Annotated in this window: 22 protein-coding genes; 12 read left to right on the top strand and 10 right to left on the bottom strand. The window is 69.2% G+C overall.

Going from position 1 to position 23,429, the window contains the following annotated elements; translation table 11 throughout:
• Window positions 1-36 precede the first annotated feature (36 nt).
• From ACFVMC_RS08090 to ACFVMC_RS08050, 9 genes are all read left to right on the top strand, one after another.
• Window positions 37-348 carry a pyrimidine/purine nucleoside phosphorylase gene (locus tag ACFVMC_RS08090; protein ID WP_379208078.1) on the top strand — a complete coding sequence of 104 codons (312 nt, stop codon included), beginning with the start codon at window positions 37-39 and terminating at the stop codon, window positions 346-348.
• Between the two features lie 54 nt (window positions 349-402).
• The gene (locus ACFVMC_RS08085; protein WP_379208077.1) at window positions 403-552 is read left to right on the top strand and encodes a hypothetical protein; all 150 of its coding nucleotides are present in this window, start codon (window positions 403-405) and stop codon (window positions 550-552) included.
• A gap of 266 nt (window positions 553-818) precedes the next feature.
• Window positions 819-1,262 carry a GyrI-like domain-containing protein gene (locus ACFVMC_RS08080; RefSeq protein ID WP_379208075.1) on the top strand — a complete coding sequence of 148 codons (444 nt, stop codon included), beginning with the start codon at window positions 819-821 and terminating at the stop codon, window positions 1,260-1,262.
• A complete protein-coding gene (locus ACFVMC_RS08075; RefSeq protein ID WP_379208073.1) occupies window positions 1,259-1,693 on the top strand; it encodes an effector binding domain-containing protein in 435 nt (144 codons plus the stop codon). The genes ACFVMC_RS08080 and ACFVMC_RS08075 overlap by 4 nt, the downstream gene beginning before the upstream one ends.
• A 225-nt stretch (window positions 1,694-1,918) precedes the next feature.
• A complete protein-coding gene (locus ACFVMC_RS08070; RefSeq protein WP_379208071.1) occupies window positions 1,919-4,141 on the top strand; it encodes an Rv1355c family protein in 2,223 nt (740 codons plus the stop codon).
• A 68-nt stretch (window positions 4,142-4,209) separates the two neighbouring features.
• Entirely contained in the window at window positions 4,210-6,021 is a 1,812-nt protein-coding gene (locus ACFVMC_RS08065) for a putative bifunctional diguanylate cyclase/phosphodiesterase (RefSeq protein WP_379209453.1), read from the top strand.
• A gap of 93 nt (window positions 6,022-6,114) precedes the next feature.
• Window positions 6,115-6,318, top strand: coding sequence for a hypothetical protein (locus ACFVMC_RS08060; protein ID WP_379208070.1), 204 nt, complete (start codon window positions 6,115-6,117; stop codon window positions 6,316-6,318).
• 40 nt (window positions 6,319-6,358) lie between these two features.
• Complete coding sequence (locus ACFVMC_RS08055; RefSeq protein WP_379208068.1) at window positions 6,359-7,399, top strand: winged helix-turn-helix domain-containing protein; 1,041 nt, start codon at window positions 6,359-6,361, stop codon at window positions 7,397-7,399.
• A 93-nt stretch (window positions 7,400-7,492) separates the two neighbouring features.
• Window positions 7,493-8,590 (top strand): serine hydrolase domain-containing protein, encoded by a 1,098-nt coding sequence (locus ACFVMC_RS08050; RefSeq protein WP_379208066.1) that lies wholly within the window; start codon window positions 7,493-7,495, stop codon window positions 8,588-8,590.
• Here ACFVMC_RS08050 and ACFVMC_RS08045 read toward each other — a convergent pair.
• Complete coding sequence (locus tag ACFVMC_RS08045; protein WP_379208064.1) at window positions 8,574-8,795, bottom strand: hypothetical protein; 222 nt, start codon at window positions 8,793-8,795, stop codon at window positions 8,574-8,576. The genes ACFVMC_RS08050 and ACFVMC_RS08045 overlap by 17 nt on opposite strands.
• 222 nt (window positions 8,796-9,017) lie before the next feature.
• Between ACFVMC_RS08045 and msrA the strand changes: the two genes are divergently transcribed.
• Together msrA and ACFVMC_RS08035 are read left to right on the top strand one after the other, a co-directional pair.
• Window positions 9,018-9,470, top strand: coding sequence for a peptide-methionine (S)-S-oxide reductase MsrA (msrA, locus tag ACFVMC_RS08040; RefSeq protein ID WP_379209451.1), 453 nt, complete (start codon window positions 9,018-9,020; stop codon window positions 9,468-9,470).
• A gap of 71 nt (window positions 9,471-9,541) precedes the next feature.
• Entirely contained in the window at window positions 9,542-11,794 is a 2,253-nt protein-coding gene (locus ACFVMC_RS08035) for a M28 family peptidase (RefSeq protein WP_379208063.1), read from the top strand.
• Window positions 11,795-11,798: 4 nt separating this feature from the next.
• Here ACFVMC_RS08035 and ACFVMC_RS08030 read toward each other — a convergent pair whose 3' ends face one another.
• The 5 genes from ACFVMC_RS08030 to ACFVMC_RS08010 form a co-directional block, all read right to left on the bottom strand.
• Window positions 11,799-12,197 (bottom strand): DUF1304 domain-containing protein, encoded by a 399-nt coding sequence (locus ACFVMC_RS08030; protein WP_379208061.1) that lies wholly within the window; start codon window positions 12,195-12,197, stop codon window positions 11,799-11,801.
• Window positions 12,198-12,292: 95 nt separating this feature from the next.
• Window positions 12,293-14,059: an oleate hydratase gene (locus ACFVMC_RS08025; RefSeq protein ID WP_379208059.1), complete on the bottom strand. Its 1,767-nt coding sequence runs from the start codon at window positions 14,057-14,059 to the stop codon at window positions 12,293-12,295.
• Between the two features lie 93 nt (window positions 14,060-14,152).
• On the bottom strand, window positions 14,153-14,716 hold the full coding sequence (locus tag ACFVMC_RS08020; protein ID WP_379208058.1) for a TetR/AcrR family transcriptional regulator: 564 nt from the start codon (window positions 14,714-14,716) through the stop codon (window positions 14,153-14,155).
• A 17-nt stretch (window positions 14,717-14,733) separates the two neighbouring features.
• On the bottom strand, window positions 14,734-15,828 hold the full coding sequence (locus ACFVMC_RS08015) for an agmatine/peptidylarginine deiminase (protein ID WP_379208056.1): 1,095 nt from the start codon (window positions 15,826-15,828) through the stop codon (window positions 14,734-14,736).
• A 132-nt stretch (window positions 15,829-15,960) separates the two neighbouring features.
• The gene (locus tag ACFVMC_RS08010; RefSeq protein ID WP_379208054.1) at window positions 15,961-17,259 is read right to left on the bottom strand and encodes an FAD-dependent oxidoreductase; all 1,299 of its coding nucleotides are present in this window, start codon (window positions 17,257-17,259) and stop codon (window positions 15,961-15,963) included.
• Between the two features lie 60 nt (window positions 17,260-17,319).
• Between ACFVMC_RS08010 and ACFVMC_RS08005 the strand changes: the two genes are divergently transcribed.
• On the top strand, window positions 17,320-17,928 hold the full coding sequence (locus ACFVMC_RS08005) for a TetR/AcrR family transcriptional regulator (protein WP_379208053.1): 609 nt from the start codon (window positions 17,320-17,322) through the stop codon (window positions 17,926-17,928).
• 3 nt (window positions 17,929-17,931) lie between these two features.
• Here ACFVMC_RS08005 and ACFVMC_RS08000 read toward each other — a convergent pair whose 3' ends face one another.
• The 4 genes from ACFVMC_RS08000 to ACFVMC_RS07985 form a co-directional block, all read right to left on the bottom strand.
• Window positions 17,932-18,390 carry a hypothetical protein gene (locus ACFVMC_RS08000; protein ID WP_379208051.1) on the bottom strand — a complete coding sequence of 153 codons (459 nt, stop codon included), beginning with the start codon at window positions 18,388-18,390 and terminating at the stop codon, window positions 17,932-17,934.
• Between the two features lie 65 nt (window positions 18,391-18,455).
• Window positions 18,456-20,777, bottom strand: a complete 2,322-nt coding sequence (locus ACFVMC_RS07995; RefSeq protein WP_379209450.1) for an MDR family MFS transporter — start codon at window positions 20,775-20,777, stop codon at window positions 18,456-18,458.
• 122 nt (window positions 20,778-20,899) lie between these two features.
• Window positions 20,900-21,958 carry a tartrate dehydrogenase gene (locus ACFVMC_RS07990; RefSeq protein ID WP_379208049.1) on the bottom strand — a complete coding sequence of 353 codons (1,059 nt, stop codon included), beginning with the start codon at window positions 21,956-21,958 and terminating at the stop codon, window positions 20,900-20,902.
• Window positions 21,955-23,394 (bottom strand): NAD-dependent succinate-semialdehyde dehydrogenase, encoded by a 1,440-nt coding sequence (locus ACFVMC_RS07985; protein WP_379208047.1) that lies wholly within the window; start codon window positions 23,392-23,394, stop codon window positions 21,955-21,957. The genes ACFVMC_RS07990 and ACFVMC_RS07985 overlap by 4 nt, the downstream gene beginning before the upstream one ends.
• Window positions 23,395-23,429: the final 35 nt, after the last annotated feature.

Raw genomic sequence — 23,429 nt, 5'->3', positions numbered from 1 at the left:
GCTGACGGCTCCACTCCAACCCCGGGAAAAGAGATCATGGCGCAGTTCGAGAACGTCAGCGTGGCCAAGCAGGCCAATGTGTACTTCGACGGGAAGTGCGTCAGCCACTCGCTGACCATGGCCGACGGCACCAGCAAATCGGTCGGCGTGATCCTGCCCGCCACCCTGACCTTCGGCACCGCCGCGCCGGAGACGATGGAGCTGGTCGCGGGCGAGTGCCTGGTCACCCTGGCGGGCGCGAGCGAACCGGTCACCTACCGTGGCGGCGAGTCCTTCTCGGTACCCGCCGACAGCTCCTTCGAGATCGAGGTGCTCGACACCGTCCACTACGTCTGCCACTACGGTTAGGCCGGTTTCACCGAGCGAGCCTGCCATGCAGATCCGACCCGCTGGCGCATGTATGTGGCGTGCACGCGCCTGGAATGTAAGTACGTCGGTCTCGGGGAGCTCGCGCACCGGCTGGGCTATTACTCCGAGGCCGCGTTCGGCCGCGCGCTCGAGCGGGTGATCGGCACCTCGCCGGGTGCGGTCCGGCGGCGGCGGGCGGGTTAGCGCGGCCCATAACTCGCGATTAGCCATGAATTTGCCTGCGGCCCAGCGGCATTCGATGCCGCCGACACCGCCCGAGCGCGGCCGCGACGGTTGCCGGGCCGCCCGCACGGCCATAATCGGACATTCGTCCAGTTCAATGCGGGTGCGCGTCCGGCGCGGCGGCACGACGGCGAGCCCTGCCGGTCGGCCCGGGTTGATAGCATGGCGGTTCCAGCCGGCCGGATGCGGGCAGCGAACCGGAATGCCACCGCGAGAGAGTCCTTTCCATGCAGTTTGAAATCGTCGAGCGGGACGAGACGTGGGTCGCCGGACTGCCGGTCCGCAGCCCCAAGCGCGCGCTCGGAGAACTGCGCGACCACGATCTCGAGGCCGCCTGGGCCGCGGTACTGCACCAGGATCTCGGCGGCCCGCTGGCCAGCGCCTACACCGATTACACCGGCGAGCTCGGCACCTACAACACCCAGATCGTCGGGTATCAGTGCCACTCCTTCGACGAGGTCACCCGCGGCCACCTGGTGGCCCGGATGCCGCGCGGCACCTACGCCCGCTTCGCCTCGGTGGGCAACTTCCCCCGGGTGATGACCGACCTGTGGACCCAGATCGCCTACGCCGAGGAGCACAACCAGATCCGGCGCACCTACACCGGCGATTTCGAGTGCTACCCGCACGCCTACAAGATCGAGCTCTATCTCGCGGTCGAGGATTCATGACATACACCATCGCGGTGCGCAATACGGCGATCTACGGCGGTCTGGTAGTCCCCCGGGTGCACCCCAGCTTCAAGGTCAGCAACAGCGACCTGATCGAGTTCCTCAAGGACCGGCTGCGCGAACGTTCCGGCGACAAGCATCCGATGTACACGGTGTACGTCCCGGATCCGGCCGGTAGCTACAACGCTGTGGTCAGCTTCGAATACCGCGCGCCGGAGGAGATCCCGGTCGGCGATCTGCTGGTGCGGGTGCCCAAGGGCGTCTACGCCCGCTTCGAGCCCAACGGTGATTACCACGACCCGGTCGAGGACGTCTGGGCCCAGGTCGACGATGCCACGGCATCGGCGGAGATCACCCGCGCCTACCGCGAGGAGATCGAGATCTGGCGCGGCCCGGACGCGGTCGAGCTCTTCATCTCGATCCTCATTTAGATTGCGGACAGTTAACTCAATTGGAACCGACTGGTCTCTAGTTTCTGGCGCGAAATCGCCCAGAATCGTTTGACCTGCGTGAACTTCGGCTCGGCGCAGAAGTTTTCGGAAGATTAGCCAGACGCCTGGTCAATTCCCGTCATATGACGGATACTGCCCTAGGCAAACTCGTGCGCTGCGGATTCACCACGCCCGGCAGCCATGGATCGGAGGACGTGCGCAGGCATGAACGGTGACCTTGGTCCCCGCGCGGACTTTCGGCCGCTGATCCTCGACGAGTCGGCCCCCGCCGATACCCCCATGCTCACCCAGCTGCGTAAGTCGCAGCTGGTCCGCATCCACGATCTGCGGGACGTCCTACGCCAGGAACTCGGCACCCTGACCAACCCGATTTCCACCGAGCCCGAGGACCGTTGGGTCTACTACCCCTGGCGGCGTACCCTGGTCGGGCTCCTGGACGAGACCTCCTTCCGTGCCATCCGGCTCGACCGCAACCGCAACAAGCTGACCCGCGACGAACAGCAGCGCCTGGCCGGGCTGCACATCGGCGTCGTCGGCCAGAGCGTCGGCCACGCCTGTGCCTACACCATCGCGCTCGAAGGCGGCTGCGGCATGCTGCGCCTGGCCGACTTCGACGAGATCGAGCTGTCCAACCTGAATCGGGTGCCGGGCAGCATCTTCGACATCGGCGTGAACAAATCCGTGGTCACCGCCCGGCGCATCGCCGAACTCGATCCCTACCTGCCGGTGCAGATCCGCACCGCCGGGGTCACCGAGGACTCGGTCGACGAATTCCTCACCGGACTGTCGGTGGTCATCGAGGAGTGCGATTCGCTCGACATCAAATTCGCGGTCCGCGAAGGCGCCCGCCGGTTCCGCATACCGCTGCTCATGGAGACCAGCGACCGCGGTCTGTTCGATGTCGAACGCTACGACCTCGAGCCCGGGCGGCTCCCCTTCCACGGCCTGCTCGGCGCCACCACGGGCGCGGACCTGCGCGGGCTCACCACCAAGGACAAGGCGCCGCACGTCATGCGGATCCTGGACCCGGGTGAGCTGTCCGCGCGGATGGCGGCCAGCCTGGTCGAGATCGACGAAACCGTCACCACCTGGCCGCAACTCGGCAGCGAGGTACAGCTCGGCGCGGCCGTCGTGGCCGCGGCGGTGCGCCGAATCGGATTGGGGCACAAGCTCTCCTCCGGGCGCGTGCGCGTGGACCTGGAACACGGGCTGGACGCCCTCGCCGAACCCGAGCCGGTCGAGGAAGGCAGTTTCCCCGAACCCGAGCCGATCGACGACGCGCCCGCGGTCTCGCCCGTAGAACGGGTACTGCACTGCGCCCAGCGCGCACCGTCCGGCGGCAATACCCAGCCGTGGGTACTGCGACAGGACGCCGCGGGCCTCCGGATGGATCTGGTGCGCACCGAGTCCACGGCGCTGGACATCGGCTACCGGGGCAGCGCGGTCGCGATCGGCGCCGCCCTGCACAATGCCCGCGCCGCCGCGGCCGCGCACGGATTGCTCGGGCCGCATCGCGTCGCCGAGAACGCGGCGACCGTGCTCACCGCGACCCTGGAGTTCGGGTCCGGCGCCGACCCGCTGCTGGCCCGCGACTATCCCGCCGCCCTGGCCCGCGAGACCAACCGGCGGCTCGGCAACGGCGCCCCACTCGCCACGCCGGTACTGGCGGGTCTGGCCGCCGCGGCCGCCGCCGAGGGCGCGCTGCTGCACGCCGTCACCGAGCACGACGATCTCGCCCAGGCCGCGGAACTGCTCGGCAACTCCGACCGCATCCGATACCTCACGCCGCGCCTGCACGAGGAGCTGTTCGCGGAGCTGCGCTGGCCGGACGGGCACGGCAGCGCCCAGCGATCCGAGCCCGAGCGATGGCCGGGCGGCGGGCGGGTCGCCCTGACCGGAATCGACGTCCGCAGCCTGGAACTCTCCCCGGTCGAACAGGCCAAGCTGCGGATGGCCCGGCGCACCGATGTGATGGCCCGCCTGCACGAATGGTCGACCGGGCGGGCGCTCGGCGAATACACCCGCGACCGCGTGAATTCCAGCTCGGCCCTCGTCGCGGTGACGCTGCCGTGCCCCTCGGGCGCACCCGGTCTGATCGACTACGCGCGCGCCGGTGCGGCCGCCCAGCGGGTCTGGCTGGAAGCCGGTCGCCGAGGTCTGGCCGTGCAGCCGGTCTCCCCGGTGTTCCTGTACGCGCGGCGCCCCGCGGAGTTGATCGCGATTTCCCCGGATTTCGCGGATACACTGACTTCACTTCAGGGCCGTTTCCTGGACCTGCTCGGAGTGCCGGAACATGAGATCATGGCCTTGGTGCTTCGCCTGAGCTACGCGGCAGCAGCCACGGTCCGCAGCAGGCGGCTTCCCTTCGGGGAGCACAGAAGCCGATGGGGCGGGTCGGACCAGCCGGGCGCGGGCGACCGCAGCTAGCACGATCGGAGACATGGGTGCCTCGCCGAACGCTCGACTCGTTGGTGACCGAAGTCGCCGCCGAGTTGATGGGCGTCGACGCCACGACCATGGTGGCGGCGAGCGAACGCGTGCTGGCCAAACTGGTCGAGCATTTCGACGTCGACTTCAGCTACCTGCGCCATACCGAGCGCGAACGCCGGGCCACCGTGCTGATCGCCGAGTGGCCGCACCGCGCCGAGATCCCCGATCCGGATCCGCTCGCGGTCGTCTACTTCGAGCACGCCGATTCGGTCTTCCGCGAGCTCGAACACGCGGTCGAACCGATTATCGTGCGCCCGGATACGCAGTCCGCGGACTACCAGGAGACGATCCGGCGCTCCTCGGGCATCCCGACCGTGGCCATGGCCGCGGTACCGCTGCTCTCCCGTGGTGAATCCACCGGTGTCCTGGGCTTCATCAAGCAGGGCGACCGGGCCTGGAGCACCCGCGAGCTCAATGTGCTCAAGGCGATCGCCGTGCTGTTCGCCCAGGTCCAGGCGCGGGTGGTGGCCGAAGAGCGGCTGCGCTACATCGCCCTGCACGACGACCTGACCGGCCTGGCCAACCGCCGCGCCCTGCTCGAGCACATGGAGGACCGGCTGCGGGCGGGCGCGCCCGGCCCGGTGGCGGCCCTGTTCCTGGATCTGGACCGGCTCAAGGCGCTCAACGACTTCCTCGGTCACACCGCCGGGGACAACTTCATCCGCACACTGTCCTCCCGGCTGCGCGAGAACCTGGACCCGCACGACATGATCGCCCGCCTCGGCGGCGACGAATTCGTCATCGTCCCGGCCAAGCCGATGGACGCGGTCGCGGCCGAGCTGGAGGCCACCCGGATTCAGCAGCTGATCGGACGACGGGTCACCGTCGGCGGTGAGTCGGTCAGCCGGGGCGCGAGCGTGGGCGTGGCCGTCGGCATCCCGGGTGAGACCACGGTCGCCGACGTCCTGCGCCGCGCCGACCACGCCCTGCTGTCGGCGAAATCCGGCGGCGGCAACGGTGTCGCGGTGTTCACCGACGCCATGCGCGCCCAGTTCGAACTCCAGGACGATGTGGAGCTGAATCTGCGCGGCGCGGTCTCCGACGGGTCGCTGCTGCTGCATTTCCAGCCCGAGGTGGATCTGCGGACCGGCCGGATCGTGGCGCTGGAGGCGCTGGTGCGCTGGATGCACCCGACCCGCGGCCTGCTGCCGCCCGCCGCTTTCGTCACCGTCGCGGAGGCCACGAATCTGGCCGGTGAGCTGGGCCGGTGGGTGATCCGCTCGGCGTGTGCCCAGTTCGCCGAGTGGCGGCGGCGCGGGCTGGCCTCGAATGTGGTGATCCGGATCAATGTGTCGCCGGTGCAGCTGGTCAGCCTGGATTTCGTGGAGCGGATCGAGGACATCCTGCGCCTGTTCGGCATCGACGGCAGTTCGGTCTGCCTGGAGATCACCGAGCATGTGGTGGTGCAGGATCTGGCCCGCACCCAGGTGACGCTGCGCGGTCTCAAACGCATGGGCGTGCAGATCGCCATCGACGACTTCGGCACCGGGTACAGCTCGCTGTCGCATCTGAAGGCCCTGCCCGTGGACGCGGTGAAGATCGATCGCGGTTTCGTGCAGCGGCTCGGCGCCAGCACCGACGATCTGGCCATCGTGAAATCCATTATCGGGCTGGCGGGTTCGTTCGGCCTGGGCGTGGTCGGCGAGGGCGTGGAGACGGCGGTCGCGGCGCGCACCCTGGTCGGCCTGGGTTGCTATCGCGCCCAAGGGTTCCTGATCGCCCGGCCGATGCCGGCCGACGAGGTCGAGGAACATCTGCTCCTCGGCCGGATCCCGCTGGATCTCGAACTGCCCCGGGCGGGCCGCACCGCGCGCTGATTCCGCGGTGTTTAGGCCACCACCGAATGGTGGTGCGCGGGGCCGGTTCCGCTTCCTACGCTGCTGATCGGAAACCTACCGAGAGGCGCGACGATGACGAACCATGTAGCTGTCCACACGACCGGACCGGCACCGCTGGCCCTCGTGGACGGTGCCGTCGACCTGTGGCGGCGCGGCTGGGAGCGGCTGCGCGGCATCGGGTTCCGTACCCGGCCCGTACCGGAGCCGCAGTCGGTTCCCGAGCTGCTGGCCCGGCTGGATCCGTTCAATCCCGCACCGGGCCGCGGGCGGCGCTGAGCGCGCGTAGCGTGAGCTCGAAGAGATTGCGAGGCATCGGATGAAGCGGTTGTACCTCACGCCCGACGACCTGCTGCGGGTCCGGATCGGTGCGCCGCTGGGCGCGCTCGGCGAGACACTGCTCGCGAGCCGGACCGTACAGCGCACGCGCACCGTGCTTTTCGACGGCTGGCGGTCCCAGGTGGCGACCACCATGCCCGAGAACTTCGGCGTGCTGGCCGATCTGATGCCCGCCGACGGCTGCTTCCTCGATCTGATCACCCCGACCCGGGGCGCTCGCACCCTGTCCGACGGGATCACCGCGCTACATCTGGCCTCGCGCGAGGAGTTGCGCCGCGAAGTGGCCTGCGCGGCCACCGATTCCAGCACCGACGGATGCGCGCAGTGGATCCGGAAACCGCCGCTGCCGAGCTGGGCGGCGCACCTGCCCGACCGCGACAATCGCACGCTGGGCGAGGTCGCCGCGGCGATCGAATCGTTCCACTCGGTCGCCTTCGCCGATCGCTGGACCCACGTGCAGTCCTATCTCGAGGTCGCGGTGGACCGGATGGCGCGCACCATGGCGACCGACGGTGTCGAGGGATTGTTCGCGACCCTCGCCCCGTACGCGCGCTGGCGCGCACCGATACTCGAGGTCACCTGTCGCCGCCCCTCCCCCGACCGCCACCTCGACGGCCGCGGGCTGGTGGTGGTGCCCGCGCTGTTCCTGGGCACGGAACCGATCCTGCTCACCTCCACCGTCGACGACACCGCGCCGATGACCCTGATCGTCCCCGCTATTCGGGACCGCACCGATTTCGCCACCGCGTGGGGGCCCCGCGAACCCAACGAGGCCCTGATCGCGCTGCTCGGCCGCACCCGCGCCGCCGCCCTCCAGGAGATCGCGGAGGGGTGCAGCACCACCGAGCTCGCGCGCCGGCTCGGGGTGAGCCCGGCCACCGCCAGCGAGCACGCCACCATCCTGCGCGAGGCCGGGCTGATCGAGAGTCGACGGCATCGAAACGCCATGCGCCACGGGGTGACAACGCTGGGCGCGGCACTGCTCGACGGCGCCTACGACACCGGTCTGCGCAGCGCCTGAACGCCGTCGGCGCGCTGTCGGCGCGCTGTCAGCGAGTCCGGGCACCTTGGTCTCGAGCGGGCGTAAGCCCGACCTAAACCGAGAGGAAAACCCATGTCGGACACCGCATTGCACGAGGTCGCCGCCGCGCGAATCACCGTCGCGCAGTTGCTCAATCACACCTCCGGCATGGACTGGAGCATCATCAACGACACCGGCGAGGGCCCGGAGGCGCTGGCCGATTTCGTGGCGACGCTGGCCGAGCTGCCGATGATCGGCGAGCCGGGTGCGCGCGCCTCCTACAGCCAGGCCGGGTTCAATGTGCTGGGCCGCGTGATCGAACAGGTCACCGGCCAGTCCTACGAGCAGGCCGTCACCTCGATCATCCTGACCCCACTCGGCCTGACGAACACCGTGTTCTCCGAGCGCGAGGCGATCACCCGCCGCTTCGCCGTCGGCCACGACAAGGGCGCCGACGGCACGCTGACCGTGGCGCAGCCGTGGAAACCCACCCGCGCCAACAATCCCGGTGGCGGCGTCGCGTCCTCGGTCGCCGACCAATTGCGCTGGGCCCGCTTCCATCTCGGCGACGGCGCGCCGGTCCTGCCCGCGGGCATGCTGCGTGGCATGCGTGAGCCGACGGTCGCGCTGCGCGGCAGCTCACTCGGCGACGCCTTCGGCACCTGCTGGTTCCTGCGGGAGATCGACGGCGTCGACACCATCGGGCACGGCGGTTCCAGCATCGGCCAGTTCGGTGAGCTGCTGATCGTGCCGGATCGCGACTTCGCCATCATCGTCGCCGCCAACGCGGGCCCGGACGGCATCGCCGCCAACCAGGCCATCGTGCGCTGGGCGCTCGAGCACTACCTCGGCCTGATCGACCGCGACCCCGAGCCGATCCCGTTCGACACCGCCCGCGCGGCCGAGGTGACCGGGCATTACGAGAACGACGCCATGACCTTCGACATTCGCGCGGACGGTGCGGGCTTGATGCTCGAGGTGCTGATCAAACCGGAACTGCGCGCCGCGTCGGAGTCGGAACTGCCCGCCGACCACGCCCCGTTCGAATTCGGGCTGCTCCCCGGCGACGGTGACGAGTACGTCATCACCAGCGGCGCGTTCCGCGGCCAGCGCGGCTTCTTCAGCCGCGACGGCCGGGGCGCGGTGGTGGGCGTCGACCTGGCGGGCCGGCTGTTCAACCGGTCGGCCTGACCACCTCGGGATAGCGTGCGCGGAGTTGCTCGAGGCAGCGCTGCACCTCGCGCAGCTCCCGGCGCAGCAGCTGGGATTCGGTGCTCGCGCGGGGCTGGCCCCGCCGGTTCAGCCGAGTGGCCAGGGCCGCGGTCAGCGTGGCGGCTTCGGCGCTGAGCAGGTCGTAGAACACCTGGGCCTGGGCCACATCGGATTCGTCGTGCACCGCTCAGACCGCCCGCGTCCACCCGGTCCGAGTCGTTTGCCAGCCGTACACCGCGCCGTTGCTCATGGTTCATGGTCACCGGCCCGGCCCCGCTCGTCAATCGGTGTGGAACTATCGGGGCGACGGAGCTGGTTGTATGGGAAGTACTCCGACCACTCTCACCGAGGAGGAAGCGTGACCGACACGCGTAAAGCGATCCTGGCGGGCGGCTGCTTCTGGGGCATGCAGGACCTGATCCGCAGGCAGCCCGGCGTGCTGGCCACCCGGGTCGGCTACACCGGCGGGCAGAACGACCACCCCACCTACCGCAACCATCCGGGGCATGCCGAAGCCGTGGAGATCGTCTACGACCCGGCGGTGACCGACTACCGGGCGCTGCTGGAGTTCCTGTTCCAGATCCACGACCCGACCACCAAGAACCGCCAGGGCAACGACATCGGCACCAGCTACCGCTCGGCCATCTTCTATCTGGACGACGAGCAGAAAGCGGTCGCGCTGGACACCATCGCCGACGTGGACGCCTCCGGCCTGTGGCCGGGCCCGGTGGTGACCGAGGTGACCCCGGCCGGCGCGTTCTGGCAGGCCGAGCCCGAGCACCAGGACTACCTCGAACGCTTCCCCGACGGCTACACCTGCCACTTTCCCCGCCCGGGCTGGAAACTGCCGAAGCGGTAACGGATTTCGCCGAGGGCATTGTGGGCGTCGCGCTCGCCCTGCGCCGAGCGCGACCCGGATAGGCTGTGCCGGTGCGGGTTGGACAGCGGGTCTCCGGTTTTCTGGCATTCGCGGTACTGCTGGTGGTGGTCGTGGCCACCGCGTGGGAGCAGCAGCCGCGTGGGTCCGCGCCCGCGTCGGCCCCCGCGGACGTGTTCAGTGCGGGCCGGGCGTTTCCTACGGTGGAATCGATTGCGCGGCAGCCGCATCCACTGGGAACGGTGGCGCACGATCAAGCGCGTGACAAGCTGCTCGACCAGCTTCGGGAGATGGGGTTGCAGCCCCGGCTCGAGACCGGTACCGGACGTTATCCGGGCGCGCTGGCCCGCGATGTGACCGGGCTCGCCCGGGTGGAGAATATCGTCGCCCGGCTCCCCGGCACCGCCTCGACCGGCACCATCTACCTTGCTGCGCACTACGATTCGGTGACCTCGGCACCGGGCGCCAACGACGACGGTGTCGGCGTGGCCACGGTGCTGGAGATCATGCGCGCGCTGCGGGCGAGCCCGACGCCGCTGCGCAACGACGTGGTGGCGCTGCTCACCGACGGTGAAGAGGCCGGGCTGCTCGGCGCGGAGGCGTTCGTGGCCGCGCATCCGGATCTGCGCGGCAGCGTGATCATCAACCATGAGGCGCGCGGCGCGGGCGGCCCGGTGTTCCTGTGGCGCTCGACCCGGCCGGACGGTGATCTGATCCGCACCGTCGCCGCCTCGATCCCGCGGCCGAACACCGACTCGCTCTCGACCGCGCTGGTCGCGGAGATCACCTCGAGCAACACCGATTTCGCCGCATTCGAACCGGCCGGCCCGCGCGTGCTGGACTTCGCCTACGCGGGCCGCAGCGCCTACTACCACAATCCGTTCGACGATCCGGCGCACGTCGAGCCGGCGACGATGCAGCAGATGGGCGACAACAGCCTGGCGTTGACCCGCGAACTGGGTGACCGTGATCTCGCCGCGCCCACCGCCGACGACGAACCCGCCTACTTCCCACTGCCGTTCGGCCTGCTGATAGTGCTGCCGACGTGGGTGATGTACGTCTTGGCACTGGTCGCGCTGCTGGGCGCCGGGTGGGTGAGCCGGCGGGTCCGGCAGTCGGGCGAGACCAGTGTCAAACGGGTATTCGGTTCCACCGCACTGCTGTTGGTGACAGCGCCGATCGCCTCCGGCGCGGTATACGGACTGTGGGAGGGGATCACAATGGCACGGCCGGAGTATCGGCCGTTGTTCGTCGATCCGTACCTGCCGGAGTTCTACTACGCGGCCGTCATCGTGCTGTCCGCCGCCGTGCTGGCGGCCTGGATCGCGCTGTCGCGCCGCTGGTTCGGCACCACCGGCACCGCCGCGGGTCTGCTGTGCGGACTGAGCGTGCTCGCGGCGGTGTTCGCCGCGGCCGCACCCGCCGCCGCACCGACCCTGGTGGTGCCGACCGCCGCTGCGGCCGTGGGCGTTTCAGCCATGTTCGCCGTCGGCGACGGGTGGCGGCTACCGGTGCTGGCCCTGTTCCTGATGCCCGCGGCCGTCTTCCTCGGCCTCGGCGTGTGGGCGCCGCTCCAGACGGGCGTGGCCGCCGCGCCGTTCCTGGTCACCCCCACCATCGTGCTGCTGGGCGCACTGCTCACCTTGACACTCACCCACACCTGGCCCCGGCGCGGCTGGACCGTGCCCGCCACCGCCCTGCTGCTCGCCGCCGCGCTCACCGCCACCGGTCTGGCCGTCGACCCGATCGATGACCGGCATCCGATGACCGCCCAGCTCACCTATGCACTGGATGCCGACAGCGGTCGGGCCCAGTGGATTTCGCGCTCACCAGCGGACCGGTGGACCGATCGCTTCGTCGACGACACCCCGCCCGGGCCGCCCTACTCCACCCTGTGGGCCGACCTCGCCGCGAGCGGTTCCGCACCCGCCCAGGCACTTCCGGCACCGACCGCCGAGATACTGTCCGACACCACCGATTCCGGTAGGCGAACCGTCCGCCTGCGGCTTCGTACCCACCGTGCCGCGCCCACCGTAGCCCTGCGCTACACCACCGCCCCGCTGCTCCTCCGGGCGGATGGTCGCGAACTGACCCCGGTGCCGCCCAAGGGATTTCAGTTCCACGCACCGCCGCCGGAGGGGATCGAGGTGGAACTGGTCGCCCCGGCGGGCCCGCTCGAGCTGACCGTTGCCGACTACAACTACCTGCCCGATTCCGGCATCGAAAGCTACCGGGACCAGCCCGCTGATGTCTTCCTCCGCCAGGACAGCCTCAGCGGCGTCTTCGCCCGCATCCCGCTCGGGTGACCGCCTACGCCGACGCCGCGATCAACGCGATCAGCGGCAGCACGCTCGACCCGATGGTGCCGAGCACGCTGCCGCCGCGCGGCCGCCACAGCCCGAAGGCGTCGGCGACACCCATGGCCAGGCTGGCGAGCAGCATGTACCAGCACCCGGTCAGCACGACGGCCGCACCGGCCGCTTCGGTGCCGTTGTGCAGGATGATCAGGCCGATGATCGTCCCGAGGCCGCCGAGCAGATTGCGGAAGCCGACGACGAAAGCCCACATGCGCACGTCGTCCACGTTCTCGGTGTCGACGTGCAGCAGTTTCCGCACGGCGGGCCGGTCGTAGTAGAACATCTCCAGTGGCGCCGCCCCGAGATAGACCAGCGCGGCGAGCAGCGCCACGATCTGCGCGAATCCATTCACGACACACTCTCCTCGAGCGTCGTTTCCGGCGGGCCCACTTCGCCGCCGCTGCTTCCAGCATGCGCCGCGAAACCCCTGTTCGAAACGGTTTCCGGCTACTCGTCCGGCAGCAGTTCGTATTCTTTGAGCATTTCGCCGATCTCGGTGGAGTCCAGTTTGGCCATCAGCTTCTTGCGGACCAGCGAGGGCCCGGGCAGGCGCAGTTCCGCGCCATCGCGCAGGCGGCTCGTCGCGGCCAGGAGCTTGCGGACGTCGTAGGTGGAGTTGAAGACCTCCGGGATGCCGCGCTCGATATCGAGCAGCCGGTAGGCGGCCTCCATGCCGGTGCGCACCGAATACTCGGTGGTGAAGATGCAGTCGCGGGTGGTTTCGGCGAACTGGCCGATGAAGGCGAAGTTCACCGCGCCCTCGGGCACCACCTCGGGACGGTCACCGGCTCGGCGCGGCATGAAGAACGCGGTGACATACGGCATCATGCACGGCACGCATTTGGCGGCGGAGGCGGCGAGTTCGCCGATATCGGCTTCCGGTACGCCCAGGTGGTAGAGCCACTCCTGGGTGATCTCCGCGCCGGTGCACTCCTGCATCGGCTTCTTCACGTAATCGCCCGGCACGTCGACGAACAGCGAGTAGACCCACACCACGATCTGGTCGGCGGGCTGCTGTTTGAAATGCGGTTGCCGGTTCACCGTCCAGCTCATCAGCCAGGCCGAATCCCGGACCGTGACGATGCCGCCGGTGACCACCTTGCCGCTGAACGGGTCGCGCTTGCAGATCTTTTGGATGTAGCGCGGAATTCGCTCGTCGAGGGTGGTGACGGTGGCGGATTCCCATTTGCTCTTGTCGATGTCACCGGCGAATACGTCCGGGCGGCCGAAGGCCGGGTCCTTGGCCGCGATGCGCCGCCACAGGTCCCAGGCGGGCGCGGGGCCACGGTCGAGTCGCGCCGGTGTGTTCTGGTCGCCCTCGTCGGAGTTCTCGGTGAGTGAGCCGATGGTCATGAACAGCAGATCGTCGGGCCCCAGATCGATGCCGCCCGCGTCGCCCTCGGAGATCCAGTACAGGCGCGTCGCCTGGGTGCGCTCGGCGGTGCGGTCGAAGTCGACATCGGTGATCGTGGTGTCGAATCGGAAGGTGACGCCCTGGTCCAGCAGCCAGCGGTACAGCGGCAGCACCAGTGATTCGTACTGGTTGTATTTGGTGAACTTGAGCGCCGAGAAGTCCGGCAGGCCACCGATGTGATGGATGAACCGGTGCAGGTAGAGCTTCATCTCCAGCGCGCTGTGCCATTCCTCGAAGGCGAACATGGTCCGCCAGTACATCCAGAAATTGCTGGCCAGGAATTCCTTCGAGAAGACCTCGTCGATCCGCTTGTTCTCCATCTCCTCGCGGGTGGCCAGGAAGACCTTGACGACGTCCTTCTGCCCCTGGTCGCCGAGGGTGAACAAGCCGTCGGTGTGCGCGTCCTCGCCGCGCCGGACGGTGGCCCGCTGGAGGGAGAAGTTGGGGTCGTCCTTGTTCAGCCAGTAGAACTCGTCGAGCACGCTGGCGTCCTCGAGCTCGATCGAGGGAATGGAGCGAAACAGGTCCCAGAGGCATTCGAAATGGTTCTCCATTTCCCGGCCGCCGCGGATGACGAACCCCTTCTCCGGTTCCTTGATGCCGTCCAGCGCACCGCCGGGCAGTTTCAACTCCTCGAAGATGGTGATCTTGCTGCCGGGCAGTTGCCCGTCCCGGATGAGAAACGCCGCCCCGGACATGGACGCCAGCCCCGCCCCGACGAACCAGGCGGTCTTGTTGTCGACGCCCTCGGGTTTGCGCGGTCGCGCGAACGCCTCGTAGTTGCCGCTGCTGTAGTACATGGGACCCCTCTTCCGAAACAGTCGAAGTACTGGCCACGCGCGCCTTCCACCTTCCTACACAAAGCGCGATTAGCCAAGAGGTTGCCGACTGGGCTAGGGGCCGAGTTCGAGAGCGATTGCACCGGAGAGGAGTTCACGCGCCCGCTCGAGGGTGAGGGAGCCGCTGTGCCAGCGCTCACTCAACCCCTCGACCAGGGCGGTCAGGCGCTCCGCACTGTCCGCCGCGTCCACACCGGAGGCACACGCGCCGGTGTCGCGCGCAGCCCGGATCAACGCCTCGATATCGGCGCTCCAGGCCTCGGTGGTGGCCCGGAGCGGGGCACGCAACCCCGGATCGAACGCCGCGCTGGCGCGGAGCTCACCCCAGGCAATGCTGGTCTCGCGGACATGCTCGTCCCCCTGGAGTTCGCGCAGCAGTATGGCCTCGATCCGCTCCCGGCCATCCAGGCCGTCGGGCTCGGTATAGGTCTGCGCACGGTGATTGACGTGCTCGAGCGCGGCCGACAGAATGCCCGCGCGATCCTTGAAGTGGTAGTAGATCAGCGCGGTCGACACCCCGGCCGCCGCCGCTAGCTTGTCCACCCGCAGGCCGCGGACGCCATCCTGGGCGATCACGCGGACGGCGGCTTCGAGGATCTGGTTTCGACGCTCCGACACGATTCCCCACAGTAAGGTCAGGCAGCCGGTTCCTGCTGCGTGGTGCAGTGGATACCGCCGCCACCGGCGGCGATACCGTCGATATTCAGCTGCACGATCTCCCGGCCGGGGAACAACCGCCCCAGAGTGGCGCGGGTGGCCGGATCGGTGACCGGATCACCGAACTCGGGCGCGATGACCGCGCCGTCGCAGACATAGAAGTTGATGTATCCGGCGGCGAAATCGTCCGCGGCGAAGGTCTCCCGCACGGTGGAGGGCCCCTCCAGCACCTCGACGCGCAGCCGGCGGCCACGCGCGTCGGTCGCCCCGCCCAGGATGTCGAGGTGACGGCGGGTGACGTCGTAGTCGAACGAATCCGGGTCGTTGTCCAGCCCCGCCACCACCACTCCCGGCCCGGCGAAGCGCGCGTAGAAGTCGGTGTGGCCGTCGGTGATGTCCTCCCCGGCGATGCCGGGCAGCCAGATCACCCGCTCGATTCCGAGTAGATACGCCAGTTCCGCTTCGACGTCACGCTTGGTCCAGCCCGGATTGCGGTTGTTGTTGAGCACGCAGCTCTCGGTGATGAGCGCGGTGCCCTCGCCGTCGACCTCGAGAGCGCCGCCCTCGAGCACGAGGTCGGTACGCAGCCGTTCGACACCGGCGCGCTCGGTGACGATCCGCGCGACCGCGGCGTCGCGGCGGTGCTCCTGCTTGTCGCCCCAGCCGTTGAAGTTGAAATCGACTCCGGCGCGCCCGCTCGCGCCGCGTACGAACACCGGCCCGGTATCGCGCATCCACAGGTCATCGATCTCGGCCGGCACCAACTCGACGTTCGCACCACCGACCAGGCCATGCGCCAGTTCCAGCTCACCGGGCCGAACCAGCATCGATACCGGTTCGAACCGGGCGATCGCGGTGGCGATGGCGGCCAGATTGCGCCGCACTTCCGGAACCAGTTCGGCGCCCCAGATGCGTGCATCGGCGCCGAAGGCCATCCAGGTGCGCGCGTGCGGCTGCCCCTCCTCGGGCATCAGCCAGGTCCGCTCGTCGTCCTCGGCGACCCGCTCGGCGCAGCCCGCCAGCAGGCTGCCGATCGCCGCCATCGATGTCTGAACGAATGTTCGTCGCCGCATAATGCTCCTCCTCGTTCGGCAAGCACCAAGCTATTCCTGACTGAATTTTCAGTCAAGTACTCGTGGCGCGTGTCTCTCGTAGGCCCGCCCAGCGACGAGACCGCGGCTCGGCTGGGCCGCCGAGGAGTTGGATCACCGAGATGGTGCGGCGGCGGGGGTGAGATCCAGCGGCTTGCCGCGCAGCGAACGCACCCAGGGCGCGACCCGCATCATGCCCCAGCGCAGGATCGGGTTGCGGGTGGTGAAGCGGGTCATCATCGTCTCGGCGGCATCGACCTCCCGGAACGAGTAGTCGAGCATTTCGCGCTGGTATTCGGCCACCGCGGATTCCAGCGAAGCGCCGGATTCCACTGCGGCTCTGAGCTTTTCACCCAGCAGGGCCGCGTCACGAAGCGCGGTGTTGCCACCGTGCGCGCCGAACGGGGGCATGGTGTGCACCGCGTCGCCCATGAGGGTGGCGCGAGTGGCGGGCCACCGCGCGGGCGCGGTCGCGGCGCGCAGCGGAACCGCCAGCGTGCAGTCGATGTCGGCGGCTTCCACCAGCCGCGCGAGCACCGGATGGTATTCGCTGGAGGCGTCGACAGCGAAGCGATGAAGGGTCGCGGCGTCGCACCGGCCAGCGGGAAACTCGTTGTCCGGGACGATGATCGCCCACATCACGTAGTCCTCAGCGACCGGCGGACGCTGCGCCGGGGCCAGGCGGGCGAAGGCCCGCGCGGGCGATTCCTTGAACATCATGCTGGTGCAGAAGAAGGCCGAGCCGGGCGCACCGACCGAGAGGACGCCGCTGTCCAGCAGCGCGGGCGGGACCAGCGACGCGCCATCGAGCCACAGCGGCGAGCAGCCGTAAACGGCGGTCATGCCGGTGGCCCGGGGCGCGCAGTCGGGCAGGAGTTGTTCGCGCAGTGGGGAATTCGCGCCATCCGCGCCCACTACCAGATCTGCGCGGACCGCGGTGCCGTCGGCGAAGCACAGCGTCGCACCGTGCGCGTCGACCTCCACTCCGGCGGCCGCTTTGCCGTAGTGCACCCGCCCGTCGAGGCCGTCGAGCAGCAGCGCGCGCAGCGTCTGGCGATCGGACTGGCGAGGCTTGGTGAGATCCTCACCGGTCGGGTCACCGTCGAAGCTGAAGCTGAAGATTTCCCGCATGCGCCGATCGAGAAACCGGAAGTGACCGCCGGAGCGGGTATCACCGGCGGTGGCGAGATACAGCTCGAACAGGTGCGGCGGCAGGCAGCGGCGCAGCGCGTCGATGCCGTGCTCATCGGTGGTGATGCGGTAGCCCTGGCGGCGGGCGTGCGGCGCCGCGTCGCGCTCGTAGACCTGGACCTCGAAGCCCGCCGCGAGCAGCGACTGGGCCAGGCACAGGCCGCTGAGCCCGGCTCCGGCAATGGCGATGGACGGTTTTTCGGTGGGTGCGTGATTCGACATGCCTCAAATAGTCATCCATTTGGATGATTGTGTCAACCGTGAGTACAGTTACGACTCGTTATGGCTGATGAGACCAAACGCCCCCGCCGCGCACCCGCCGACGAACGCCGGCGCGACGCCGAACGCACCCGCGCCCGGCTGCTCGCGGCGGCACTGGATGTGTTCGCCGCCAAAGGATTCGCGGGCGCCCGCGTCCAGGAGATCGCCGATCGGGCGGGCGTGAACAAGCAGCTGATCACCTACTACTTCGGCGGCAAAGACGGCCTCTACCAGGCCCTGCAACAGCAGTGGTTGCAGGTCGAAGGCGGTTTCGCCGCACCCGAGCTCCCCCTCGACGAGCTGGCCGCGGCCTACCTGCGCAACAGCTTCGACGACTCGCGCATGAGCCGGCTACTGGCCTGGGAGGGCCTGGCCGAGTCCTCCGGCGCGGCACCGGTCGACTATGCCCCGGAGGACCTGTCCGATCTGCGCCGCCGCCAGGCGGACGGCCAGTTCCCCGCCGACGTGGACCCCGGCGTCTTCCTCCTGACGGTCATGGGCGCCGCACTGGTGCCGACCGTGTTACCCCAGGTCGTTCGGCGGGTGACCGGCCTGGACCCGACGTCGCCGGAATTCCGGAGCCACTACACCGAACACCTGCGGCGCCTCATCCGCCATCTCGCGGACTGACCGTCAGGACGCGGACCCGCTCGACGGCCGCGGAGTGTTGTCGACCACGGCCGACCGATGCCAAACCGCCGCGGGCAGGCTGCCGACCATCTGGCCCGGCACCAGCACCGGCGGCTTGTGCTCCCAGGTACCGTCCGCCCCCAGCTCCGGCGGCTGCTGCTCCCAGGTGGCCGGACCCGTGAGCATCGGGCAGGCCACCGCGACCTGGGCGCTACCGCGTGGCGGCACATAGGTGTCCACCACGACCGTCCGGCGATCCGCCACCGTCATCCCCACGGCCCTGCACTCCACCTCCGACGTCACGCGATACGTGTCGTCGGTGTCATTGACACAGGTGAAGCCGTCACAGGTGACGCCGGGTGGGAGCGCCGCCGCGGCCTGCGGCGCGGCCAGGACCAGTGGGGCCGCGAGGGCGAAGGCGGCGATCCCGATATTGCGATACATGGTGTTCCGATACATCATGGCTCGGATAATGCCAGCGTGCGGAGTTCCGGACAAGCCGACGTATTCGGGATCACGCGGCGAGCTCAGCGCGGCACGACATCGCGGGGACGGCGCGACCGTAGACCGGCGAACAGGATGACTACGAGCGCACCACACAGGGAGACCGCGCTGGACAGCAGGACGAAATGCCGAAGTGTGGAATTCACGGCGTCCCAGCCGGCCAGGCCCGCCGACCCGAGCCGATACCGGAGCCACACCAGCAGTACCGAGCCGCCCATCAGCGAGCCGAGCAGCCGGGTCGTCAGATGGATACCCGCACCGGCGCCGGCGCGATCCGGCGGGAAGGAACGCGTCGCCACCGCGGCGAGCGGACCCCAGACCCCCGCGCCACCGACGCCGAGCAGCCCGCCGATCGGCACGAACATCACCGGCGGGTATCCGAGGGTGTCTACGGCGAACACCCCGGCCACCGCGAGCGTGGACAGCGCGAATCCGAGTGCCGGGATCAGCCCGGGATGCACTCGGTCGGACAGCCCGCCCAGCAGCGGAGCGGAGACGACGGCGGCCAGGCCCGCCGGAATCAGCAGCATTCCGGTCATGAGCAGTGCGCCGCCCGGACGGTCCACGAGATACATCGACATCGCCATCAGCTGCGCGGTCAACGCGCCTGCCGCGACCGCGCTCGCCAGACCCGACAGCCACCAGGCATGGTCTCGCAGTACGGCTTTCGGCGTCAGCGTGGTCCGGCTACCAAGGACTTGCAGCAGCAGGAACAGGCCGGTGATCAGCAGGCCGGCGCCGAGTAGCCCGTACCCCCACCCCGGCCGATTGCCGCGCACCACCGTCTGGAGCCCGAGGACCAGCAGCAGGACGCCAGTACCCGAGAGAAGGACACCGCCGATATCCCAGCCCGGGCGCTGCGCGGGCAAGGCCGGAATCAGCGCCGCGCCCAGGCCGAGCGCGACGATGCCGAGCGGCAGGTCGAGCAGGAAAACCCAACTCACGCTGAGGTTCTCGACCAGTCTGCTGCCCAGCAGCGGGCCGACCAGGGTGACCGCGCCGCCCGCGCCCGCCCACAGTCCCATGGCCGTGCCGCGGCGGCCGGGCGCGAACGTGCGGATCACGACGGCGACCACCTGCGAGAGGACCAGCGCGGCGCCGAAGCCCTGCAGCGCGCGCCCCACGATCAACAGCTCGATATCGGCCGACAGCGCACAGAACAAAGCCGCCATCGTGAAGAGCGCGAGTCCGGCCAGGTAGATGTTCTTGGGGCCCAGTCGATCTCCGAGCCGTCCGGCGAGTATCAGCGGTACCGTCGCGGCCAGCACGTAGCCGTCGACCAACCACGCGGCCATGGTCGAGGAGGTCTGGTATTCCCGCATCAGGGACGGCAGCGCCATCGGGACGGTGGCCGAATCCAGCATGATCAGTGCGAATCCCACGGCGACCGCCCACACGGCAGGCCAGGTGCCGCGTTGTCGCACGGGGTACATCGCAGGCACGGAATGCTGTTGCGGCGGGGACGGAATGTGCGTGGCCAGGGTGGCGCCGGAGGGCGGGGCAGGAAAGTGCGCGGCCACGGTGGCGCCGGCCACCGCGTGCGTCGCGGCCGCCGCGAATTCTCCCGCGCTGCTGTAGCGTTCGGCCGGATTCTTGGCCATCGCGCGCGCGATGACGGCATCCAATTGCACCGGCACATCCGAACGCCCGAGTGGCGGCACAGGTTTGACCAGATGCCCCGCGACCACCTGTCCGGGATCACCGGCCGCGAAAGGTGCCTGCCCGGCGAGCAGCGCGAACAGCGTGCAGGCCAGCGAATACTGATCGGACCGATGATCGACCTGGGTGCCGGACAGCTGTTCGGGTGAGGCGTAAGCCAGTGTGGCGGTGAAGGTTCCGGTGGCGGTCAGCTGGGTATCCGAAGCGAGCAGACGGGCGATGCCGAAATCGGTGAGCAGGGCCCGCTCGCCGCGGCCCGCCTGTTCGGCCGTGAGCAGAATGTTCGCCGGCTTCACGTCGCGGTGCAGCACTCCGCGACTGTGCGCGTAGTCCAGCGCGGCGGCGATCTCCGCGATGACGCGCACGGCGCGGCCCGCGCTCATGGCGCGCGCGTCCAGCCCGCTCGCGTCCGTGCCCTCGATATAGGGCATGGCCAGCCACAGCTGCCCGTTCTCGATCCCGCGATCCTCGACCGCAACGATGCCCGGATGATCCAGCTGCGCAACGACCGTGGCTTCGCGCTCGAACCTGGCCCGCAATTCCGGATCGGCCGACACGTCGCGATTGAGCAGCTTGAGCGCCACCTTGCGCGGCAATCTGGGGTGGCCGGCCTGGTAGACGGTTCCCATCCCACCGCGCCCGAGCACACCTTCGATCATGTATCCGGCAAAGGTCGTGCCGTGCACCGCTTCCAACCGACCTGCTCCCCCACTCGCACTCTGCTCGGCACAGGCGAACTCGACTGCCCGGCGAGTCGATCATAGTGCGCGAACGCCGGCCGCGTCGGTCGCTGTCGCCGCGCTGATCCTCAGCGCATCAGCGCGGCGGCACGTTCGGCGATGGCGTCGCCGAGTTCGGCGGTCGTGGCCTTTCCACCGAGATCGGGGGTGCGGACCTCGCCCGCGCCGAGCACATCGCACACGGCCGTGTCGACGGCGGCGGCAGCCGCGGATTCGCCGAGCTGGTCGAGCATCATCGCGCCGGCCAGGATCTGAGCCACCGGGTCGGCGATGCCCTGCCCCGCGATATCGGGTGCGCTGCCGTGCACCGCTTCGAACATGGACGGATGCTCGCGCGCAGGGTCGATGTTGCCGGAGGGCGCCAAGCCCAGTCCGCCGGTCACGGCGGCGGCGAGATCGGAAAGGATGTCGCCGAACAGATTCGAGCCGACGATGACATCGAGCCGGTCGGGATGCAGAACGATCTCGGCGGCCAGGGCATCGACATGCATCTGCCGGGTCTCGACGCCGGGATAGTCGGCGGCTACCTGCTCGAAGACGCTGTCCCAGTACGGCATCGAATGGATCAGGCCATTGGATTTGGTGGCCGAGCACAGCCGCCCGGAACGCTCGGCGGCACGGTCGAACGCGTAGCGGATGATGCGCTCGCAACCCACGCGGGTGAACACCGATTCCTGGAGCACGAATTCCCCTGGGCGGCCGGGATTGTGGATGCCGCCGAGCTCGCTGTACTCCCCCTCGGAATTCTCGCGCACGATGAGCAGATCCAGATCGGCCGCCCCGCGATCGCGCAGCGCCGACTCCGTCCCCGGCAGCAGGCGCACCGGCCGCAAGTTGACGTACTGACCGAACGCGCGGCGCACGGGAATCAGCAGCCCCCACAGCGAAACATGGTCCGGCACACCGGGAAATCCGACCGCGCCGAGCAGGATCGCGTCGAATCCGGCCAGCTGCTCGATGCCGTCCGGCGGCATCATGGACCCGGTCCGCAGGTATTGCGCACAGGACCAGTCGAATTCGGTCCAGGCGAGCCCGGGCAGCACCGCGTCGAGCACCTTGACCGCCTCGGCGGTCACGTCCACGCCGATCCCGTCCCCCGGAATGGTGGCGATCCGGTACCGGTTCACAGCGCCACGCCGATGTACTTGGTTTCCAGGAACTCGTCGATACCGATGAAGCCGCCCTCGCGGCCGAGCCCGGATTCCTTGACCCCGCCGAAGGGCGCCGCCGGATTGGACACCACCCCCTGATTCAGTCCGACCATGCCGGTCTCCAATGCCTCGCAGACCCGCAGCCCGCGCCGCAGGTTCTCGGTGTACACGTACGCGACCAGACCGTAAGGGGTGTCGTTGGCGCGCGCGACGGCCTCGTCCTCGGTGTCGAAGACCGCGAGTGGCGCTACGGGACCGAAGATCTCGGTGTGGCACAGCGCCGCGTCATCCGGTACATCAGTGAGAACCGTTGCCGGATAGAAGTTCCCGGGCCCTGCCAGCGGCTCGCCGCCCAGCCGGACAGCGGCTCCGCGCCGACGGGCGTCGGCGACCAGCTCACTCACCTTCGCCACCGCGTCGGCATCGATGAGCGGGCCGAGGACCACCCCCGGTTCGGTGCCCGGCCCCATCGGGAGGGCGGCCATGCGTTCGGTCAGCCGCCGCGCGAACTCGTCGGCGACGCCGCGCTGCACCAGGATTCGATTGGCGGCCGTGCACGCCTGCCCGGTATTGCGCAACTTCGCCGCGATCGCCCCGTCGACGGCCGCGTCGAGATCCGCGTCCTCGAAGACGAGGAACGGGGCGTTGCCGCCCAGCTCCATGGAGGTGCGCATGACGGTGCGCGCACACAACTCCAGCAGTTGCTTGCCGACGGCAGTGGATCCGGTGAAGGACAGTTTGCGCGAGCGGCGGTCGAGGATCAGCGGCGTCATGAGCGCGCCCGGGTCGGCGGTGGTCACCACGTTCACCACGCCGGGCGGCACACCGGCCTCGTGCAGCACGGCGGCGAGGGCCAGCATGGACAGCGGTGTCTGTTCGGCGGGCTTGACGACGCAGGTGCAGCCCGCCGCCAGCGCCGGGCCGATCTTGCGCGCGCCCATGGCCATCGGGAAGTTCCACGGCGTGATCAGCAGGCTCACCCCGACCGGCTGCCGGGTCACCAGGAAGCGGGAGCCGCCGGTCGGCGCGGGCAGGTAGCCGCCGTCCAGGCGGACCGCCGCTTCGGCGAACCAGCGCAGGAATTCGGCCGCGTAGGCCACCTCGCCGCGGGCCTCGGCGAGCGGTTTGCCCATCTCCAGGGTCATGATCGTGCCCAGCCGCTCGGCGTCGGCCAGGAGCAGCTGCTGGGCCCGGAGCAGGATCTCGCTGCGGGTGCGGGCCGGGGTGCGCGCCCAGCCGGCCTGCGCGGCAGTGGCGGCGGCGAGCGCGTCGAGGCCGTCCGCCGGAGCGGCGTCCGCGACCTGGCACAGGGGCTTTCCGGTCGCCGGGTCGAAAACCGGTAGCGCGCCGGGGGTTTCGCGCCAGGCGCCGTCGATGTAGAGACCTTTCGGCACGGATTCGATGACAAGCATCGGTGGCCACTCCCTCCGCTGCGGTGGCGCGTTTC

The organism is Nocardia sp. NPDC127579 (assembly GCF_042672005.1).
GTDB lineage: Bacteria > Actinomycetota > Actinomycetes > Mycobacteriales > Mycobacteriaceae > Nocardia.
The sequence above is the reverse complement of the archived record's forward strand: the minus strand, read 5'-3'. Positions and strand labels throughout refer to the sequence as shown.

Bases quoted from the DNA above. Each gene is read 5' to 3' on its own strand.
- ACFVMC_RS08090 (WP_379208078.1), top strand. From the start codon at position 37: ATGGCGCAGTTCGAGAACGTCAGCGTGGCCAAGCAGGCCAATGTGTAC.
- ACFVMC_RS08080 (WP_379208075.1), top strand. From the start codon at position 819: ATGCAGTTTGAAATCGTCGAGCGGGACGAGACGTGGGTCGCCGGACTG.
- ACFVMC_RS08075 (WP_379208073.1), top strand. From the start codon at position 1,259: ATGACATACACCATCGCGGTGCGCAATACGGCGATCTACGGCGGTCTG.
- ACFVMC_RS08070 (WP_379208071.1), top strand. From the start codon at position 1,919: ATGAACGGTGACCTTGGTCCCCGCGCGGACTTTCGGCCGCTGATCCTC.
- ACFVMC_RS08065 (WP_379209453.1), top strand. From the start codon at position 4,210: ATGGGCGTCGACGCCACGACCATGGTGGCGGCGAGCGAACGCGTGCTG.
- ACFVMC_RS08060 (WP_379208070.1), top strand. From the start codon at position 6,115: ATGACGAACCATGTAGCTGTCCACACGACCGGACCGGCACCGCTGGCC.
- ACFVMC_RS08055 (WP_379208068.1), top strand. From the start codon at position 6,359: ATGAAGCGGTTGTACCTCACGCCCGACGACCTGCTGCGGGTCCGGATC.
- ACFVMC_RS08050 (WP_379208066.1), top strand. From the start codon at position 7,493: ATGTCGGACACCGCATTGCACGAGGTCGCCGCCGCGCGAATCACCGTC.
- msrA (WP_379209451.1), top strand. From the start codon at position 9,018: ATGCAGGACCTGATCCGCAGGCAGCCCGGCGTGCTGGCCACCCGGGTC.
- ACFVMC_RS08025 (WP_379208059.1), bottom strand. From the start codon at position 14,059: ATGTACTACAGCAGCGGCAACTACGAGGCGTTCGCGCGACCGCGCAAA.
- ACFVMC_RS08015 (WP_379208056.1), bottom strand. From the start codon at position 15,828: ATGCGGCGACGAACATTCGTTCAGACATCGATGGCGGCGATCGGCAGC.
- ACFVMC_RS08010 (WP_379208054.1), bottom strand. From the start codon at position 17,259: ATGTCGAATCACGCACCCACCGAAAAACCGTCCATCGCCATTGCCGGA.
- ACFVMC_RS08005 (WP_379208053.1), top strand. From the start codon at position 17,320: ATGGCTGATGAGACCAAACGCCCCCGCCGCGCACCCGCCGACGAACGC.
- ACFVMC_RS08000 (WP_379208051.1), bottom strand. From the start codon at position 18,390: ATGATGTATCGGAACACCATGTATCGCAATATCGGGATCGCCGCCTTC.
- ACFVMC_RS07985 (WP_379208047.1), bottom strand. From the start codon at position 23,394: ATGCTTGTCATCGAATCCGTGCCGAAAGGTCTCTACATCGACGGCGCC.